This is a genomic window from Streptomyces sp. NPDC056479 (assembly GCF_042795335.1).
In the GTDB taxonomy this organism is placed as follows: domain Bacteria; phylum Actinomycetota; class Actinomycetes; order Streptomycetales; family Streptomycetaceae; genus Streptomyces.
Genome location: NZ_JBHTRZ010000001.1, coordinates 187,709 through 204,667 on the forward strand (window position 1 = coordinate 187,709; position 16,959 = coordinate 204,667).

Sequence of the window (16,959 nt, forward strand, 5' to 3'; positions counted from 1 at the left end):
GGTGAAAGCGGGATGAGAGGATCCGGCTCCGGCGCCCGGCCGCCCCGGTGACCGTCACTCCAGGACGAGCCGTACCGGCCGCTCCCCGACGGGCGGCGGAAGCCGCAGCCCCTCCCGTCCCGGGGTGATCGAGCCGAGCACACGCGCGTGCCGGGCCCCGGTGGCCGACGGCTCGGTGCCGGGCAGCCCGTGCGCGGTCAGGAACCCCAGCACCGCGAAGGCGTACGCCTCCTTCGCGGCCGACGCAAGCCCCAACTCGTCGGAGGTGCGCAGCGCCACCCCCGGCAGCCGCTGCCCGAGCATCGTCATCAGCACCGGGTTGAGCGTCCCGCCGCCCGACGCGATCACCTCGGTCGCACCCACCGCACGCACGGCGTCCGCGACCGTATGGGCCGTGAGCATGGTCAGCGTGGCGACGACGTCCTCGGCGGGCAGGGTGACGAAACCGGACAGCGCGTCCATCAGATGGCCCAGATGGAACAGCTCCTTCCCGGTCGTCTTCGGCGCGGGCAGCGCGTAGTACGGCTCCTCCAGCAGCCTGTGCAGCAGCGGCTCATGGACGGTGCCGCGACCGGCCAGCGCGCCGTCAACGTCGTAGGCCAGCCGCCCGCCGCTGAACCCCCGCGCCGCCGCGTCGATCAGCGCACAGCCCGGCCCGGTGTCGAAGGCGGTGCCGTCGGGCGAGGTCAGGTTGGCGATACCGCCGAGATTGAGGGCGACCGGAGCGCCCGGCCGGCCGCGCAGCCACAGCAGGTCGACCAGGCTGACCAGCGGCGCGCCCTGGCCCCCGGCGGCGATGTCACGGGGCCGGAAGTCGGCCACCACCGGCAGTCCGGTGGCCTCGGCGATCCACCCGGGCTGCCCGAGCTGGAGCGTGCCGTGCACCTGCCCCTCCTCGGCCCAGTGGTACACAGTCTGCCCGTGCGAGGCGACCAACTCCGCCCGGCCGCCGCACAGTTCGCGATCCGCGCGGACGGCCGCGGCCGCGAAGGCCTGTCCGATGCGTGTGTCGAGCCGGCACACCTCGGCCAACGAGGTCGTTCCGGGCGCCAGCGCGTCCGTGAGGGCCTCGCGCAGCTCCTCGTCGTACGCCTCGCTCACCAGCCCCAGCGGCTTGAGGACGAGGCTGTCGCCGACGAGGCCCAGGTCGGCGGCGCCGGCGTCGATGGCGTCGTAGGACGTGCCCGACATCAGGCCGATCACCCGCATACGCTCAACTCGCCCTTCCCTCGGAATCGTGGGCCGCGGCCGAAGCCCCGGTCGCGGCCCCCGGCCGGTCGCCCGGCACCTTCTTCGGTGCCCAGGCCAGCGCGAGGACGCTCACCGCGCACGTCGCCCCCGCGTAGTACGCGGGGATGTCCACGCTCCCGGTCCGTTCGATCGTCTCCGTGATGATGAGCCCGGCACAGCCCGAGAACACCGCATTGGACAGGGCGTAGGCGAGTCCCAGCCCGGTGTAGCGCACCTGCGTCGGGAACAGCTCCGCGAGCATCGCCGGACCCGGCCCCGCCATCAGCCCCACGACGGCACCCGCGCCCCACACTGCCGCACCCTTCACGGTGAGGGAAACGCCCGGGTCCTGAAGAAGGTTGAGCAGCGGCACCGCGAGCACCACCACGAGCACCGCCCCCGTCAGCATCACCGCCCGCCGCCCGAACCGGTCGCTCAGCCATCCCGCCGGCACGATCGTCACCGCGAACCCGAAGTTGGCCAGCACCGTCGCGATCAGCGCCTGCTGGAAGGTGGCGTCCAGCGTGGACTGCAGATACGAGGGCAGCACGACCAGGAAGGTGTAGCCGGCCGCCGCCCACCCCATGATCCGCCCGGCGCCCAGCGCGATCGCCCCCGCGACCTCCCGCACGGGCGGCCGCCCGGCCTGCCGCTCCTCCCGGAACGCAGGTGTCTCCTCCAGCCGCAGCCGCAGCCACAGGGCGCCCAGCCCGAGCGGCAGCGTCAGCAGGAACGGCAACCGCCAGCCCCAGTCGCCCAGTTGCTCCTCGCTCAGCATGGTGGCGAGCAGCGCCGCCACACCCGCACCGCCCAGCAGTCCCAGCGCCACCGTGAACGACTGCCACGACCCGTACAGCCCCCGCCGCCCCGGGGGCGCGAACTCGGTCATCACCGACACCGCGCCCCCGAACTCCCCGCCCGCGGACAGCCCTTGAAGCACCCGCAGAAGCGTCAGCAGCCACGGCGCGAGGGCGCCGACCGAGTCGTACGTCGGCAGCGCGCCGATCAGTGTCGTCGCCCCGGTCATCAGCGTGATCACCAGGATCAGCACCGGACGCCGGCCGATCCGGTCGCCGAGCCTGCCGAACAGGGCCGCTCCGACGGGCCGGAAGAAGAACGCCAGCGCGAACGAGGCGTACGTCTTCACCAGCGCCTCGACCTCGGTGCCGCCCTCCGGGGTGAAGAAGCGCGCCGCGATGATCGTCGCGAAGTAGCCGTAGACACCGAACTCGTACCACTCGATGAGGTTGCCCACCGACCCCGCCACGAGGGCCTTGCGGGACCGGGCCGCGCCTCGGTCTTGGAACGTCAAGGTCAATCCCCGCACCTTCGGTTGTCGTTTCGAAATCGGCTGAACACCGTTTTCCACGGCTTTTTTTGACTGTCAGTCAGGTTCGCCCTGCCAGGTCGCGGCACCTGCGCGTCGCCCCGCCGCATTCCCTGTCACCCGTCACGGCAACAGGTGCCCGGACCGGCCTCCACTCAGTCGGCCGGACGGCTACGCTCGGGATTCGTACGTCGTTCGGGTGACTTGGGGAGGGTGCGGGATGACGGAGGCGCGGCCCACGCCGGCCGCCTCGGTACCCCTGTGGGAACGCGACGACGAACTCGCCGCGGTCGAGGGGGCCCTCGACACCCTGTGCGCCGCCACGTCCTCATCGGGCGGCCTCCTGGTGGTCCGGGGCGAGGCGGGACTCGGCAAGACCGCGCTGCTCGCCGAAATCCGCCGCATCGCCGAAGCCCGCGGCTGCACGGTGTGGTCCGCCCGCGGCAGCGAGACCCTGAGCTCCGTCCCCTTCAACGTCGTACGGCAACTGCTCCAGCCCGCGCTGCTCTCGCTGATGCCCCAGGAGGCACGGGAGTACCTCGGCGACTGGTACGACATAGCCGGCCCCGCCCTCGGCATCACGGACCCCGGCGAGCGCCAGGCCGACCCGCAGGGCGTGTGCGACGGTCTGGTCGCGGCCGTGCGCAGGCTGGCCCGGCGCGAGTGGCCGCTGGTGCTGCTCGTCGACGACGCGCACTGGGCCGACCAGGAGACCCTGCGCTGGCTCGCCGCCTTCGCCGAACGCCTCGACGAGCAGAGCGTCCTGCTCGTGGTGGCCCGCCGCCCCGGCGAGGCCGGCGGCGACGGCGCCCGCCACCTCGACGCGATCGCCGCGGCGGGTTCCTCCGTCGCCACCCTCAGCGCCCTCACCCCGGACGCCGCCGCGGGCCTCACCCGTGCCACCCTCGGCGGGCACGCCGACGCCCCGTTCTGCCGCGAGGTCTGGGCCGTCACCGGCGGCAACCCGTACGAGACCGTCGAACTCCTCGCCAAGGTGCGCGACCGCGAGTTCGAGCCGACCGAGTCGTCGGCCGGCGAGTTACGGGCCCTGAACCGCGCGGCGCGCGGCGGCGGACTCGTCGCCCGCCTGGAGACGCTCGGCGTCGAGGCCACCCGGTTCGCCTGGGCGGCCGCGATCCTCGGCACCGGCATCTCCGTCGACCTGGTGGCCGAGCTCGCCACCATGCGCCTCGACGAGGCCGTGCGCTGCGCCGCGCTTCTGCGCAGCGCACGCATCCTCACCGAACCCGACCCGGCGGGCGCCCAACCCGACGACGGCGAGCTGCAGTTCGTCCACCCGCTGATCGCCACCGCCGTCTACGACTCCATCCCGGACGCCCTGCGCACCGCGATGCACGGCATCGCCGCCCGCGTCGTCACCGACAACGGCCACGGCGCCGCGGTCGCCGCCCGCCACCTTCTCGAGGTCCACCCGGACAACGACAAGGAACTCGTCGAGCAACTGCGCGAGGCCGCCCGCGAGCACCTCGCCGTCGGTGCCCCCGACGCGGCCCGCCGCTGTCTGGAGCGAGCCCTGCTGGAGCCGCCCCTGCCCGCGGTCCACGCGCGCGTGCTCCACGAACTCGGCTGCGCCACCCTCCTCACCGCGCCCGCCACCACCGTCGACCACCTCCAGACCGCCCTCGCCATGCCCGGCCTCGACCGCGACGAAAGGGTCGACGCCGTCTTCCGCCTCTCCCAGGCCCTGCTCCACAACGACCAGATGGAGGAGGCCGTCCGCACCGTCGAGGCGGAGGCCGCCCGGCACCGGGACGGACCGGCCAAGCTGCGGCTCCAGGCGGTGCAGTTCATGTGGGAGGGCCTCCACGCGGGCCAGGCCACCTCCCCGGGACGCTCCGCACGCCTCGCCGACCTCGCCGGGACCTGCACCGGCCGCGACAACTCCGAGCGCGCCCTGCTCATCCTGCGCGGCTTCGACGCCATGGCCCGCGGCGAGAGTGCCGAGGAGGTCGCCGAACTGTGCGACCGTGCCCTCGTCAACGGCCGCCTCGCGCCCGGACTCGGCTGGACCGACCCGGAGTGGGGCATCGAGCTGCTGATGATGCTGGCGAGCGCCTACGCCTACACCGACCGTCTCGACCGGGCCGAGGCCCTCTACAACGACGCCCTGCGCGCCTACGAGTCCGCCGGCTGGAGCGGCGGTCATCTCGCGCTGGCCCACGCCTACGTCGGCCTCGGCCACCGCAGGCGCGGCCGGCTCCGCGAGGCCGAGGCGTCCCTGCGCAGATCGCTGGCGCTCGCCGAGCGCGTCGGCCGCGGGCTGCCCCTGTACTGGTCCACGACCTGCAACCTCGTCGACACACTGCTCGCCCGCGGCCATGTCGATCAGGCCTGGGAGATCGCCGAACAGTACGGCTTCGCCCCGCCCTACCCGTCCACCATCCTCCTGCCGGACCCGCGCTCGGTCCGAGGCCGGCTGCTCCTCGCCGTCGGCCGCACCAAGGACGGCATCAACGAACTGGAGGCGGCGGGGAAGGCGGCGGCCGTACGCGGCCACCACAACCCGGTGCTCGCCCCCTGGGCCGTCGACCTGGCCCGGGTGCTCGCCGGAGAGGACCCGGAACGCGCCGCGCGGCTGGCCACCGAGGTCCGCCGGCACGCCGAGCGCCTGGGCACCGACACCGCCATCGGTGAGGCCCTGCGCTGCGCCGCCGCCCTGGAGACCGGCCGGCGGGCGGTGGGCCTCGCCGAACAGGCCGTCACCTATCTGGAGGCCTCGCCCAGCCAGTACGAACACGCGGCCGCCCGTGTCGAGTACGGCATCGCCGCCCGCTCCTCCGTGGAGCTGCGGCGAGGGCTCACACTGGCGCGGTCGTGCGGCGCGGACGGGCTGGTGCGCCAGGCGGAGGCGGCGCTCGCCTCCGGAGTGGTGTGAGCCGGGTCAGAGGCTCAGCAGCTGATCGGTGACGGCAGCGAGCCGCTTGCGGACCTCGGGGTCGTACGTCCCCTCGTGCGCTCGCGCCCGGGTCGTCCCGTCGAAGTAGCCGCCGCTTCCCAGGTCCTGGGTCGCGAGCGCCAGTACGCCCGGCGCGCCGTCGGCGACGGTGTTCCAGGGGGTGACTCCGCCCTCGTGGACCATCGCGGTGTCCATGAAGGTCGCCGGGTGCAGGACGTTCACGCGGACCGCGGTGTCCGCCAGTTCCTCGGCGAGGGTGAAGGTGTGGGCCGCCAGGGCGAACTTGGCCCGGCGGTAGGCCGCGAAGCCGTCATAGCCGCGGCGGAACTCGATGTCGTCGAAGTCGACCGGGTCCTGGCCTGCCGAGCCGACGTTGACGATCCGGGCGGGCGTGTTCGCACGCAGGACCGGCAGCACGGCGCGGGTCAGCACGACCGGGGCCAAGTAGTTCACGGCGAGGCGGAGTTCGTGTCCGTCGGCACTCAGTTCGCGGCCCGCGCCGGGGGCTCCCGCGCCCACACCCGCGTTGTTGATCAGTACGTCCAGGTCGGGATGAGCGTCGGCGACATGTGCGCCCAGCCCGCGCACCTGCGTCAGCGAGGCCAGATCGGCGACGAAGCCCTCCGCGTCACCCTCGCCGCGCAACTCGTCGACCAGCCGCTCCGTACGGCCCGGGTCGCGCCCGTGGGCGAGGACGACGTGCCCGGAGCGGACCAGCTCGAAGGCGACGTACCGGCCGAGACCCGAGGTGGCGCCGGTGATGAGAATGGTGGACATGCCCCCACCGTAGGCACGAGGCGGAGGCATGTGCGAGGTCCTGCTGGAGCTACGACCGGCAAGGTCACCCTTCCTCTTCCGCGAGCACCCGCTGGGCCGTCGCGAACGCCGAGTTCGCCGCCGGAACCCCGCAGTACACGGCCGTCTGGAGCAGTACGGCGCCGATCTCCTCCGGCGTCAGCCCGTTGCGCCGGGCCGCCCGGACGTGCATGGCCAGCTCGTCGTAGTGGCCGTGCGCGGCCAGCGCCGTCAGGGTGATCATGCTGCGCTCGCGGCGGCTGAGCGTGGGGTCGGTCCAGATCTCGCCCCAGGCGTAGCGCGAGATGAAGTCCTGGAAACGCGCGGTGAACGCCGTCTGCCGGGACTGCGCCCGGTCCACGTGCGCGTCGCCGAGCACCTCACGCCGCACCTCCATGCCCCGCCGGGCGCCCCCGCCGAGGTGCGCCCGCAGAGCCGTGAGCACGGCTTCCGGACACTGCGCCGGCGCCAGGTGCGAGGCCCCCGGGATCTCGACGAGCGCGGCACCGGGAACGGCGTCCGCGATCTCCCGCAGATGGGCCGGCGGGGTCGCGGGGTCCTGGCGCCCGGCGATCAGCAGGGTCGGCGAAGTGATCTCGGGCAGCCGGTCACGCAGGTCGAAGGCGGCGAGCGCGTCACAGCAGGCGGCATAGGCACCCGGATCGGCGTCGCGGTGGTCCTGGACCAGCTCCGGCACGGTGAACCCGGGCGTGAACCAGCGGGCGTCCGCGCTCTCGGCCAGCCCTGCCAGCCCTTCGCGCCGCACCAGAGCGGCCCGCGCCTCCCACGGCTTCGACCCGTTGAAGTGCGCCGACGAACAGATCACGGCCAGTGAGCCGACCCGTTCCGGGTGGTGCACGGCGAGATGCAGCCCCACCGCACCCCCGAGCGAGACACCCGCGTAGGCGAACCGCTCGATGCCGAGCGAGTCGGCGAGCGCGAGCACCAGGCCGGCCAGGTCACCGACGGTGGCGCCCGCCCCGATCAGATCGGCCGCGGAACCGCCGTGCCCCGGCAGTTCCCAGCGGACCACCCGATGGGTGATCGACAGCTCGGGCGCGACCTTGTCCCACAGGGCGGACGAGGTGCCGAGCGAGGGTCCGAGCAGCAGCGGCGGTGCCGAAGCGGGCCCTTCGGCACGGTGGTCGAGGAGTTTCAACGTCGCTCCAGGGCACGGTCGGTGAGGGCTCCGGCGGAGCCGGTGTAGTGGGCGGGATCGAGGTCGACGTCCGCCAGCTCCGGTGCCTCGGCGAGCGGGCGCCCCTCGGAGGCCAGGCGGCTGAGCAGTTCCTTGGCCCGGGCACGGCCCAGCGCCGGGGCCAGCTCGGCGGACAGCCGCTCGGAGACGATCAACCCGTGGGTGAGATCGAGGTGTGCACGCATGATATCGGCCCGGATCCGCAGTCCTTCGGCCAGCTCCACGGAGTCCCGTGCGGCCCCGCCGACCAGCCGCAGCAGCTCCCGCAGCGGTTCCCACTCGGCGTGCCAGGCCCCGGCCGGCCGCTCGTCCTCCGCCGCCAGCGACCCGTACAGGGTGGCCGCGAGCTGAGGCGCCCGCCGCGCGGCGGAGGCGATGAGCGTGGACCGTACGGGATTCGACTTGTGCGGCATGGCGGAGGAGCCGCCGCCGCTGCCCTCCGCGACCTCGGCGATCTCGGTGCGGGAGAGGGTGAGGACGTCCACGGCGACCTTGCCGAGCGCGCCGGCCGTGAAGGCCAGGCACCCGGCGAGATCGGCGACGGGCGTGCGCAGCGTGTGCCAGGGCAGGTCGGGTGCCCGGAGGCCGAGTTCCCGGGCGTACGCCGACGGCAGCTCGGTCGGATCGCCCGCGCTGTACGCCCCGAAGGCCGCCAACGTTCCGGCCGCGCCCCCGAGTTGGGCGGGCAGCTCATCCCGTACGGCCGTCGCCCGGTCCCGTGCGTCGAGCACCAGCGCCCGCCACCCGGCCGCCTTCAGTCCGAACGTCGTCGGCACGGCGTGCTGGGTCAGCGTCCGCCCCGGCATCGCGGTGTCCCGGTGCTCGGCGGCCAGCCGGGCCAGCGCCCGCTGCGTGCGGTCGAGGTCGTCGAGGATCGTCGTCAGCGTGCGCACCGCGACCAGCATCGTCGCCGTGTCCATGATGTCCTGGCTGGTCGCGCCCCGGTGGACGTAGGGGCCATAGTCGTCGCCGACCGCCTTCGTCAGATCCGCGACCAGGGGGATGACCGGGTTGCCGCCGGCCCGGGCCCGCTCGGCGAGGGAGCGGACGTCGAAGCGGCCGGCGTCCGCCGCCCGCGTCACCGCCGACGCGGCCTCGGCCGGGGCGAGGCCGAGGGCGGCCTGGGCCCGGGTGAGGGCGGCCTCGGCGTCGAGCAGGGCCTGCAGATAGGCCGTGTCGCCGGTCGCCGAGGCGGCCGGGGAGCCTGCCCACCCGGGGGCGAGCAGGCCGGTGTCGTCGGAACCGGCAGAAGTCACTGGAACTCCAGGAAGACCGTCTCGCCTTCGCCCTGAAGGCGGATGTCGAAACGGTAGGTGCCCCGGCCCTGCTCCTCGGCGATCAGCGTGTCCCGGCGCGCCCCGTCCAGCCGGGCGAGCAGCGGATCGGCGGCCAGCGCCGCGTCGTCACCCGGCAGATAGATCCGGGTGAACAGATGCACCAGCAGCCCGCGCGCGAACACGCACACACTGATGTACGGCGCGCTCTGCCCGCGCGCCCCCGGCCGCAGCGTCCGCGCGGTCCAGTGGCCGCCCGTGTCCGTCTGGACCCGCCCCCAGCCGGTGAACTCCACGCCGTTGCGGCCCAGGAAGCCGCCGCTTGCCGGGTCCCGCCGCATCGAGCCGTCGACCTGGGAGACCCGGCCGTCCGGGTCGGCGCCCCACAGTTCCACGAAGGCGTCCGGGAGCGGATAGCCCTCGCCGTCGAGGACGTACCCCTGCAACGCGATCGTGTCGGGGTGGCGGTGGGGCGCGATGTCGCCGCCGCCGGTGAAGGGCAGCGCGTGCCCGTAGAAGGGGCCCACCGTGTGCGACGGCGTGGGCAGCACGGTCTCCGGGCGGCTTGGGTCGATCTTCGTCATGGCAGGTCAGCGCCCTTCTTCGATCCAGGTGGCGTGCGGCCCGTCCAGCACGATGTCCCACCGGTAGCCCATCGAGAACTCCGGCACCGACAGGCCGTGGTCGTACGTCGCGACCAGCCGCTGCCGGGCCGTGTCGTCCGTCACCGACTGGATGATCGGGTCGTACGGGAACAGCGGGTCGCTCGGGAAGTACATCTGCGTCACGAGCCGCTGGGTGAACGCCGAACCGAACAGCGAGAAGTGGATGTGGGCCGGCCGCCAGGCGTTGACGTGCTGGCGCCACGGGTACGGGCCGGGCTGGACGGTGGTGAAGCGGTAGAAGCCGCTGTCGTCCGTCAGTGTGCGGCCGACGCCGGTGAAGTTCGGGTCCAGCGGGGCGTCGTGCTGCTCGCGCTGATGCGCGTAGCGGCCGGCCGAGTTCGCCTGCCAGATCTCGATCAGCTGACCGCGGATCGGGCGGCCGTCGCGGTCGAGGAGCCGGCCCTCGACGGTGATGCGCTCACCGATCGGCTCTCCGGTGTGCTGCCGGGTGAGGTCGTTGTCGATCTCGGTGATGTCGCGCTCGCCGAAGGCGGGGGAGTGCAGCTCCACCAGCTCCGGGTCCTTGCTGATGTCGATGGAGACGGGCGGCTGCTTGGGGTGACGCAGCACCGAGGAACGGTACGGGGCGTAGTCGCGCCGCGGGTGGTGCTCGACGGGCGCTCCGTCGGCGATCCGCTTCTCGTACGCGGCGTGCTCGGCCGCGATCTCCTGGTCGATGTCGTGCTGGGTGAGAGTCATGGGGTTCCTCGGGGTTCGTCAGCGTTCCAGGACGAGGGCGAGGCCCTGGCCGACGCCGATGCAGAGGGTGGCGACGCCGATTCCGCCGCCCTTGCGGGCGAGTTGGTGGGCGACGGTGCCGGCGAGGCGGGCACCGGAGGCGCCCAGCGGGTGGCCGAGGGCGATGGCGCCGCCCTGCGGGTTGAGGATCGCCGGGTCGAACTCGGGCCACTCGGCCACACAGCCCAGCACCTGGGCGGCGAAGGCCTCGTTGAGTTCGAGCACGTCCAGGTCGGCGAAACCCTTGCCCGCCTTGGCCAGGGCCCGGTTGACGGCCGCGACCGGGGCGAGCCCGAAGTAGTGCGGGTCCAGGGCGGAGACGCCGGTCGCGGAGATCCGGGCGAGAGGCTCGCGGCCGGTGGCCTTCAGGCCCTCCTCGTCGGTCAGCAGCAGGGCGGCGGCGCCGTCGTTGAGCGGGGAGGCGTTGCCCGCGGTGACGGTGCCGTTCTCCTTGCGGAACGACGGCTTGAGCCTGGCCATGGCGGCGAGGGAGGCGTCCGGCCGTACGCACTCGTCGGCGGCGAAGTCGACCGGGTCGCCCTTGCGCCGCGGAATCGACACGGGCGCGAGCTCGGCGTCGAACAGACCGGCCTGCTGGGCCCCGGCGGCCTTCTCGTGGGAGGCCAGCGCGTATTCGTCCTGCTGCTCCCGGCTGATCTTGTGCTTCTCGGCGATCAGCTCCGCGGACTCACCCAGCGGGACGGTCCACTGCGGTTCCATCCTCGGGTTGACCATGCGCCACCCCAGGGTGGTGGAGAAGAGCTCCGTGTGGGCGGCCGGGAACGGCTTGTCGGACTTGGGCAGCACATACGGCGCCCGAGTCATCGACTCCACTCCACCGGCCACGGCGACGGAGGCGTCCCCGACGGCGATGGCACGGGCCGCCTGGATCACCGCTTCGAGGCCGGAGGCGCACAGCCGGTTGACCGTGACGCCGGGCACGGACGTGGGCAGACCGGCGAGCAGGGCGGCCATACGGCCGACGTTGCGGTTCTCCTCGCCGGCGCCGTTGGCGTTGCCGAAGTAGACGTCCTCGATCCGGGACGGGTCCAAGTCGGGCGTACGGCCGATCAGTTCACGGATCGCGTGGGCGGCCAGGTCGTCCGGGCGCACGCTCGCGAGGCCCCCGCTGTAGCGGCCGATCGGGGTGCGGACCGCGTCGACGAGGTAGACGGTCTTCACAGCAGGCCCTCCGCGACGGTGAGTTCGGCGTCGGTCTTGGCGATGATCTCCTCGGTGCTCACGCCGGGTGCCGTCTCGACGAGCAGCAGCCCGTCCTCGGTGACGTCCAGGACGCCGAGGTCGGTGATGATCCGGTTGACACACGCCTTGCCCGTGAGCGGGAGCGCGCACTCGGTGAGGATCTTCGCCGAGCCGTCCTTGGCGGTGTGGGTCATCACGACGATGACGGTGCGGGCGCCGTGCACCAGGTCCATCGCCCCGCCTATCCCGGTGATCATCTTGCCGGGGATCGCCCAGTTCGCCAGGTCACCGGTCTCGGACACCTGCATCGCGCCCAGCACGGCGACATCGATGTGGCCGCCCCGGATCATCGAGAACGACAGCGCCGAGTCGAAGAAGGACGCGCCCGGCAGAACCGTGACCGTCTCCTTGCCCGCGTTGATCAGATCCGGGTCGACCTGGTCCTCGGTGGGGTAGGGGCCGGTGCCCAGGATGCCGTTCTCGGACTCCAGGATCACCTCGACGCCCTCGGGCAGATAGTTCGGGATCAGGGTCGGCAGACCGATGCCGAGATTGACGTACTGCCCGTCCCGCAGCTCGCGTGCGGACCGCGCCGCCATCTCTTCCCGCGTCCACGCCATGACTAGCCCACCGTTCCTCGTGCCGGAGGCACGGAGACCGTGCGCTGTTCGATGCCCTTGTCGGCGGCCTGCTCCGGGGTCAGCGCCACGACCCGCTGGACGAAGATGCCCGGCAGGTGCACCGCGTCGGGATCGATCTCGCCGGGCTCGGCGAGTTCCTCCACCTCGGCGATCGTCACCCGCCCGGCCATCGCGGCAAGGGGGTTGAAGTTCCGGGTGGACTTGTTGAACACCAGGTTCCCGTGCCGGTCGCCCTTCGCGGCCCGCACCAGCGCGAAGTCGGTACGGATCCCGCGCTCCAGCACATACTCGGTGCCATCGAACTCCCGCACCTCCTTCGGCGGCGAGGCCAGCGTGACCCCGCCGGAGCCGTCGTAACGCCAGGGCAGCCCGCCGTCGGCGACCTGTGTGCCCACTCCGGCCGGTGTGTAGAACGCCGGGATCCCGGCGCCGCCGGCCCGCAGGCGCTCGGCCAGCGTGCCCTGCGGGATCATCTCCACCTCCAGCTCCCCGGCCAGGTACTGGCGGGCGAACTCCTTGTTCGCGCCGATGTAGGAGCCGGTCACCCGGGCGATCCGTCCCGCCGACAGCAGGACCGCGAGACCGGACTCCATGGCACCGCAGTTGTTGGAGACGACCGACAGCCCGGACACCCCACGCTCGTACAGCGCCTGGATCAGCACGTTCGGCACACCGCTCAGCCCGAAGCCACCGACCGCGAGCGACGCGCCCTCGCCCACATCGGCCACCGCCTCCAGGGCCGTGGCGACCACTTTGTCCATCCGAGAAGCCCCATCTCTTCCGAGCTCCCAGTACCCGAATTAGTCAGGGCACTGATTATTTCCGCGAGGTACTCCCTCACGCTGTCACCGGACCGGGAAGTCGTCAAGGCCTTGATAAATGTGCGCTTCAGCGGGGTTTACGCACCGCAGACAGTCGCGTCGAGGCCGGGTATTGTTCAGTGCACCGACGAAAACGACCAGGGGAGTGCGGATGGCCGCCGTGGACCTCACCACCCACCCCGGGCATCTGGCCCGGCGGCTCCAGCAGGCGCACTACCTGCTGTGGAACACGATGGTCTCCGAGGAGATCACCTCACCCCAGTTCGCCGTCCTCAACACACTCGTCGCCGAGCCGGGCCTGGACCAGCGGACGGTGGGGGAGCGGGTGGGGCTCGACCGGTCCACCATCGCCGAGGTGATCAGCCGGCTCGGCCGTCGGGGGCTGCTCGACAAGGTCCGCGACCCTCAGGACGGCCGCCGCTTCCTGCTGCGCCTCACGGACGAGGGGCTGCGCACCCACAAGAAGCTGACGGTGCGCACGGCCCGGATGAACCAGGTCTTCCTGGCCCCGCTCTCCGCCGAGGAGCAGACGCTCTTCTTCGATCTGATCCGGCGGGTCGCTGACGCGGCCGAGGGGCTGCGCAACCCTGCGGAGCCCCTCGTCGCGCAGCCCTGATCCCTCACTCAGGAGGCGCCTGCGAACACCACCCACACCTGGCCGTGCTGGAAGTTCATCCGCTTGCCGTCCTTCGTCGTGAAGGTCGTGCCGTCCTTGGCCTTCGGACGCTTCCAGTCGACGTCGTAGGCGCGCCCGTCGCGCAGCACCCGCGCCTTCCCCGAGCCCACCGTCTCGGTGTACGGCGTGTGGTGGCCGAGGGAGTCGTGGTAGGCGGACTTGCGCACCTTCACGTACTGCACGACGACCGTGCCGGCCATGACCCGCTTGCCGTCCGTCGTCCTGGAGGCCGTTCCGTCCATGGCGACCAGCCAGCGGTGCTGGCTCTTGGACCAGGTGAAGGAGTACCGGGCCGCCGAGTAGCGCACCGTCTGCCTGGCCGTGGCCTTGCCGCCCTCAGGGGCGGCGCCGAAGCGGAAGCCGGTCGTCAGGACGGACGTGCCCGGTGCCTTGGCCATCAGCCGGTGGGGCCGCAGATAGAGGTTGTGCGGGGAGGTCCGGCCCGGCCCGCGGAAGTACGCCTCGGTCGCCTTGCCGGGCGGCTTCGCCTGCAACGGGGCCGTGTCGATCCGCGGCAGCAGCCTGCCCTGCGCCCCGGAGAAGGCGAGCACCGGCCGGTCGAACTGGCCCAGCAGCTCCAGGTCGGTCTCGCGGGCGCTGCGCACCGGCCCGATGACCTTCGGCAGCTTCTGCGCGTACACCGCCATCAGACGGCTCAGGCCGCCCTCGACCTGCTCGACGTACACGACGTCCGCCTCGTTCAGGCCCGTGTGGGGCCGGGCGGAATGGGCGTTGTCGATCTTCACGGCGAGCGCCGCGAGGTCTTTCGCCCGGCTGTCGCTGTCACTCGGCGCCGACGTGTGCCCTTTGCCCCGGCCGTCGTCGCGCGGGCTGTCGGAGGTCGTGCAGCCGGCGGCCAGGGAGGCCGCCAGTGCGGCGGCCAGCAGGCCCGTCGTGGTCGTGGCGCGTCTTGAGCGCGCCGCTCGTTGTCTGCCCACCGTCTTCACGCGTAGCCACCCGTCCGGTTCATGCCATCAATTGTGCGCTTATCCGTTCTTTGATGGATTACCCGAAAGGTCGCGGCGGCCCTCGTGAATCCGCCGATCGGCCCTGGCGCGCACAGCCGGTCGGCCCATCCGCCGACCGCCGGCCCCGGGGCTGCCCGGCCCGCGGTTCGCCGGAGGGACCCCGGGGTACCCGGGCGGCCCACGTACGAGCGCATGCGCATGCGAGCGGAGGGAGCGCGGACGATGAGGGCAGTGACCTGGCAGGGCAGGCGGGACGTGCGGGTGGAGAACGTGCCCGATCCGCAGATCCAGGAGCCGACGGACGCGGTCATCCGTATCACGTCCTCCGGACTGTGCGGCTCCGACCTGCACCTTTACGAGGTGCTCACCCCGTTCATGACGCCGGGGGACATCCTCGGCCATGAGCCGATGGGCATCGTCGAGGAGGTCGGCGCCGCGGTGCCGGACCTGCAGGCGGGGGACCGGGTCGTGGTGCCGTTCCAGATCGCCTGCGGCAACTGCTGGATGTGCCTGACCGGTCTGCCGACCCAGTGCGAGACCACGCAGGTCACGGGTGAGGGCATGGGCGCCGCCCTGTTCGGCTACACCCGCCTGTACGGCGCGGTGCCGGGCGCCCAGGCCGAGTATCTGCGCGTACCGCAGGCGCAGTACGGCCCGATCAAGGTCCCGGAAGGGCCGTCCGACGACCGGTTCGTCTACCTGTCCGACGTGCTGCCCACCGCCTGGCAGGCGGTCCGCTACGCCGAGGTCCCCGAGGGCGGCAGCGTCGCGGTGCTCGGGCTCGGTCCCATCGGCGACATGGCTTGCCGCGTCGCCCAGGTGACCGGCGCGGGGCGGGTGTTCGGCGTGGACCTGGTGCCCGAGCGGCTGCGGCGGGCGCGGGAGCGGGGCGTCGAGACGTTCGACCTCAGAAGCTTCGACGACGAGAAGGAACTCGTCGCCGCCATCCGCGACCGGACCGACGGCCGCGGCCCCGACGCCGTCATCGACGCCGTCGGCACCGAGGCCCACGGCAGTGCCGCGGCGCGGCTGGCCCAGCAGGCCTCGGCGCTGCTGCCCCGCAAGCTCGGCGCCCCGCTCGCCGAGCGCTTCAGCGTGGACCGGCTGGCCGCCCTGTACACCGCGATCGACCTGGTGCGGCGCGGCGGCACGATCTCGCTGTCCGGTGTGTACGGCGGCATGGCGGACCCGATCCCGCTGCTCACGCTGTTCGACAAGCAGATCCAGATGCGGATGGGCCAGGCCAATGTGCGCCGCTGGGTCGACGACATCCTCCCGTACCTGACGGACGACGATCCGCTCGGCGTCGACGACTTCGCCACGCACCGGGTGCCGCTGAGCGACGCCCCGCACGCGTACGAGATGTTCCAGCGCAAGCAGGACGGCACGGTGAAGGTGCTGATGAGGCCCTGACCCCCGCCTGATCGCTCGTCAGGCCTGCGGCGCGAAGATCTCCGCGAGGTCGTAGCGCACCGGCTCCTCCAGCTGAGCGTAGGTACAGCTCTCAGGTGTGCGGTCCGGGCGCCAGCGGCGGAAGCGGGCCGTGTGCCGGAAGCGCGCGCCGTTCTCCATGTGGTCGTACGCCACCTCGGCCACCCACTTTGGCCTGAGCGGCACCCAGGACAGATCCTTCTTGCCCGACCAGCGGCTCGGCGCCCCCGGCAGCCGGGCCGACTCGTGCGCCGCCTCGTCGGCCCAGGCCGCCCAGGGATGTCCCTCGGCATCCGCCATCCGCAGCGGCTCCAGCTCCTCGATCAGCTCGGCGCGCCGCTTCATCGGGAACGCGGCCGACACGCCCACGTGCTGGAGGGCGCCCTGCTCGTTGTACAGGCCGAGCAGCAAGGACCCCACGACCGGTCCGCTCTTGTGGAGCCGGTAGCCGGCGACGACGACGTCCGCCGTCCGCTCGTGCTTGATCTTGAACATGGCGCGCTCGTTCTGGAGGTAGCGCAGGGTCAGCGGCTTGGCGATCACGCCGTCCAGCCCGGCCCCCTCGTACTGCTCGAACCACTCCTGCGCCGTCTCGATGTCGGTCGTCGCCGGCGCCACATGCACCGGAGCGCTCACCCCGGACAACGCCATGGTGAGCATCGCCCGCCGGTCCGCCAGCGGGGTCTGCAGCAGCGACTCGTCGGCCAGCGCCAGCAGATCGAAGGCCACGAGCGACGCCGGGGTCTTCTCGGCCAGCATCCGCACCCGCGAGTCCGCCGGGTGGATGCGCTCGGTCAGCGCGTCGAAGTCCAGCCGCCCCTCCCGCGCGATGACGATCTCTCCGTCCAGCACACACCGCTCGGGCAACCGCTCCTTGAGCCCCGCCACCAGCTCGGGAAAATACCTGGTCAACGGCTTACCGGTACGACTCCCCAACTCGATCTCGTCCCCGTCACGGAACACGATCGCCCGAAACCCGTCCCACTTCGCCTCGTACTGCATGCCCGGCGGAATCTTCGCCACCGACTTGGCGAGCATCGGCTTGACGGGCGGCATCACCGGAAGGTCCATGCCC

The 16,959-nt window shown here is 72.4% G+C and carries 15 protein-coding genes; 3 read left to right on the top strand and 12 right to left on the bottom strand.

What is annotated here, in order from left to right; genetic code table 11:
• Nucleotides 1-54: 54 nt before the first annotated feature.
• Nucleotides 55-1,209 (bottom strand): anhydro-N-acetylmuramic acid kinase, encoded by a 1,155-nt coding sequence (locus tag ACFQ6S_RS00775; protein ID WP_383401408.1) that lies wholly within the window; start codon nt 1,207-1,209, stop codon nt 55-57.
• A 4-nt stretch (nt 1,210-1,213) separates the two neighbouring features.
• On the bottom strand, nt 1,214-2,548 hold the full coding sequence (locus ACFQ6S_RS00780; RefSeq protein WP_383401412.1) for an MFS transporter: 1,335 nt from the start codon (nt 2,546-2,548) through the stop codon (nt 1,214-1,216).
• Between the two features lie 229 nt (nt 2,549-2,777).
• On the opposite strand from ACFQ6S_RS00780, the gene ACFQ6S_RS00785 reads away from it, so the two are divergent.
• Entirely contained in the window at nt 2,778-5,453 is a 2,676-nt protein-coding gene (locus ACFQ6S_RS00785) for an ATP-binding protein (protein WP_383401415.1), read from the top strand.
• Nucleotides 5,454-5,459: 6 nt separating this feature from the next.
• On the opposite strand, the gene ACFQ6S_RS00790 is transcribed toward ACFQ6S_RS00785, so the two are convergent.
• The 8 genes from ACFQ6S_RS00790 to ACFQ6S_RS00825 form a co-directional block, all read right to left on the bottom strand.
• On the bottom strand, nt 5,460-6,251 hold the full coding sequence (locus tag ACFQ6S_RS00790; protein ID WP_383401418.1) for an SDR family NAD(P)-dependent oxidoreductase: 792 nt from the start codon (nt 6,249-6,251) through the stop codon (nt 5,460-5,462).
• A gap of 64 nt (nt 6,252-6,315) precedes the next feature.
• Nucleotides 6,316-7,428, bottom strand: a complete 1,113-nt coding sequence (gene pcaD, locus ACFQ6S_RS00795; protein ID WP_383401421.1) for a 3-oxoadipate enol-lactonase — start codon at nt 7,426-7,428, stop codon at nt 6,316-6,318.
• On the bottom strand, nt 7,425-8,723 hold the full coding sequence (pcaB, locus tag ACFQ6S_RS00800; RefSeq protein WP_383401423.1) for a 3-carboxy-cis,cis-muconate cycloisomerase: 1,299 nt from the start codon (nt 8,721-8,723) through the stop codon (nt 7,425-7,427). Before pcaB ends, pcaD begins: the two co-directional genes overlap by 4 nt.
• A complete protein-coding gene (gene pcaG / locus ACFQ6S_RS00805; RefSeq protein ID WP_383401426.1) occupies nt 8,720-9,325 on the bottom strand; it encodes a protocatechuate 3,4-dioxygenase subunit alpha in 606 nt (201 codons plus the stop codon). The genes pcaB and pcaG overlap by 4 nt, the downstream gene beginning before the upstream one ends.
• 6 nt (nt 9,326-9,331) lie before the next feature.
• Entirely contained in the window at nt 9,332-10,105 is a 774-nt protein-coding gene (pcaH, locus tag ACFQ6S_RS00810) for a protocatechuate 3,4-dioxygenase subunit beta (protein ID WP_383401429.1), read from the bottom strand.
• An 18-nt stretch (nt 10,106-10,123) separates the two neighbouring features.
• Entirely contained in the window at nt 10,124-11,326 is a 1,203-nt protein-coding gene (locus tag ACFQ6S_RS00815; protein ID WP_383401432.1) for a thiolase family protein, read from the bottom strand.
• Complete coding sequence (locus tag ACFQ6S_RS00820; RefSeq protein WP_383401436.1) at nt 11,323-11,967, bottom strand: CoA transferase subunit B; 645 nt, start codon at nt 11,965-11,967, stop codon at nt 11,323-11,325. Before ACFQ6S_RS00820 ends, ACFQ6S_RS00815 begins: the two co-directional genes overlap by 4 nt.
• Nucleotides 11,968-11,969: 2 nt before the next feature.
• Nucleotides 11,970-12,749 carry a CoA transferase subunit A gene (locus ACFQ6S_RS00825; protein WP_383401439.1) on the bottom strand — a complete coding sequence of 260 codons (780 nt, stop codon included), beginning with the start codon at nt 12,747-12,749 and terminating at the stop codon, nt 11,970-11,972.
• A gap of 211 nt (nt 12,750-12,960) precedes the next feature.
• Between ACFQ6S_RS00825 and ACFQ6S_RS00830 the strand changes: the two genes are divergently transcribed.
• Nucleotides 12,961-13,425: a MarR family winged helix-turn-helix transcriptional regulator gene (locus ACFQ6S_RS00830; protein ID WP_147993029.1), complete on the top strand. Its 465-nt coding sequence runs from the start codon at nt 12,961-12,963 to the stop codon at nt 13,423-13,425.
• 8 nt (nt 13,426-13,433) lie between these two features.
• On the opposite strand, the gene ACFQ6S_RS00835 is transcribed toward ACFQ6S_RS00830, so the two are convergent.
• Nucleotides 13,434-14,423 carry a DUF3048 domain-containing protein gene (locus ACFQ6S_RS00835; RefSeq protein WP_383401442.1) on the bottom strand — a complete coding sequence of 330 codons (990 nt, stop codon included), beginning with the start codon at nt 14,421-14,423 and terminating at the stop codon, nt 13,434-13,436.
• A gap of 252 nt (nt 14,424-14,675) precedes the next feature.
• Between ACFQ6S_RS00835 and ACFQ6S_RS00840 the strand changes: the two genes are divergently transcribed.
• Complete coding sequence (locus ACFQ6S_RS00840) at nt 14,676-15,866, top strand: zinc-dependent alcohol dehydrogenase (protein WP_383401445.1); 1,191 nt, start codon at nt 14,676-14,678, stop codon at nt 15,864-15,866.
• 18 nt (nt 15,867-15,884) lie between these two features.
• On the opposite strand, the gene ACFQ6S_RS00845 is transcribed toward ACFQ6S_RS00840, so the two are convergent.
• The gene (locus tag ACFQ6S_RS00845; RefSeq protein ID WP_383401448.1) at nt 15,885-16,955 is read right to left on the bottom strand and encodes an ATP-dependent DNA ligase; all 1,071 of its coding nucleotides are present in this window, start codon (nt 16,953-16,955) and stop codon (nt 15,885-15,887) included.
• Nucleotides 16,956-16,959 lie beyond the last annotated feature (4 nt).

Coding starts and splice junctions, on each gene's coding strand:
- ACFQ6S_RS00775 (WP_383401408.1), bottom strand. CDS start 1,209: ATGCGGGTGATCGGCCTGATGTCGGGCACGTCCTACGACGCCATCGAC.
- ACFQ6S_RS00785 (WP_383401415.1), top strand. CDS start 2,778: ATGACGGAGGCGCGGCCCACGCCGGCCGCCTCGGTACCCCTGTGGGAA.
- ACFQ6S_RS00790 (WP_383401418.1), bottom strand. CDS start 6,251: ATGTCCACCATTCTCATCACCGGCGCCACCTCGGGTCTCGGCCGGTAC.
- pcaG (WP_383401426.1), bottom strand. CDS start 9,325: ATGACGAAGATCGACCCAAGCCGCCCGGAGACCGTGCTGCCCACGCCG.
- pcaH (WP_383401429.1), bottom strand. CDS start 10,105: ATGACTCTCACCCAGCACGACATCGACCAGGAGATCGCGGCCGAGCAC.
- ACFQ6S_RS00820 (WP_383401436.1), bottom strand. CDS start 11,967: ATGGCGTGGACGCGGGAAGAGATGGCGGCGCGGTCCGCACGCGAGCTG.
- ACFQ6S_RS00825 (WP_383401439.1), bottom strand. CDS start 12,749: ATGGACAAAGTGGTCGCCACGGCCCTGGAGGCGGTGGCCGATGTGGGC.
- ACFQ6S_RS00830 (WP_147993029.1), top strand. CDS start 12,961: ATGGCCGCCGTGGACCTCACCACCCACCCCGGGCATCTGGCCCGGCGG.
- ACFQ6S_RS00840 (WP_383401445.1), top strand. CDS start 14,676: ATGAGGGCAGTGACCTGGCAGGGCAGGCGGGACGTGCGGGTGGAGAAC.
- ACFQ6S_RS00845 (WP_383401448.1), bottom strand. CDS start 16,955: ATGGACCTTCCGGTGATGCCGCCCGTCAAGCCGATGCTCGCCAAGTCG.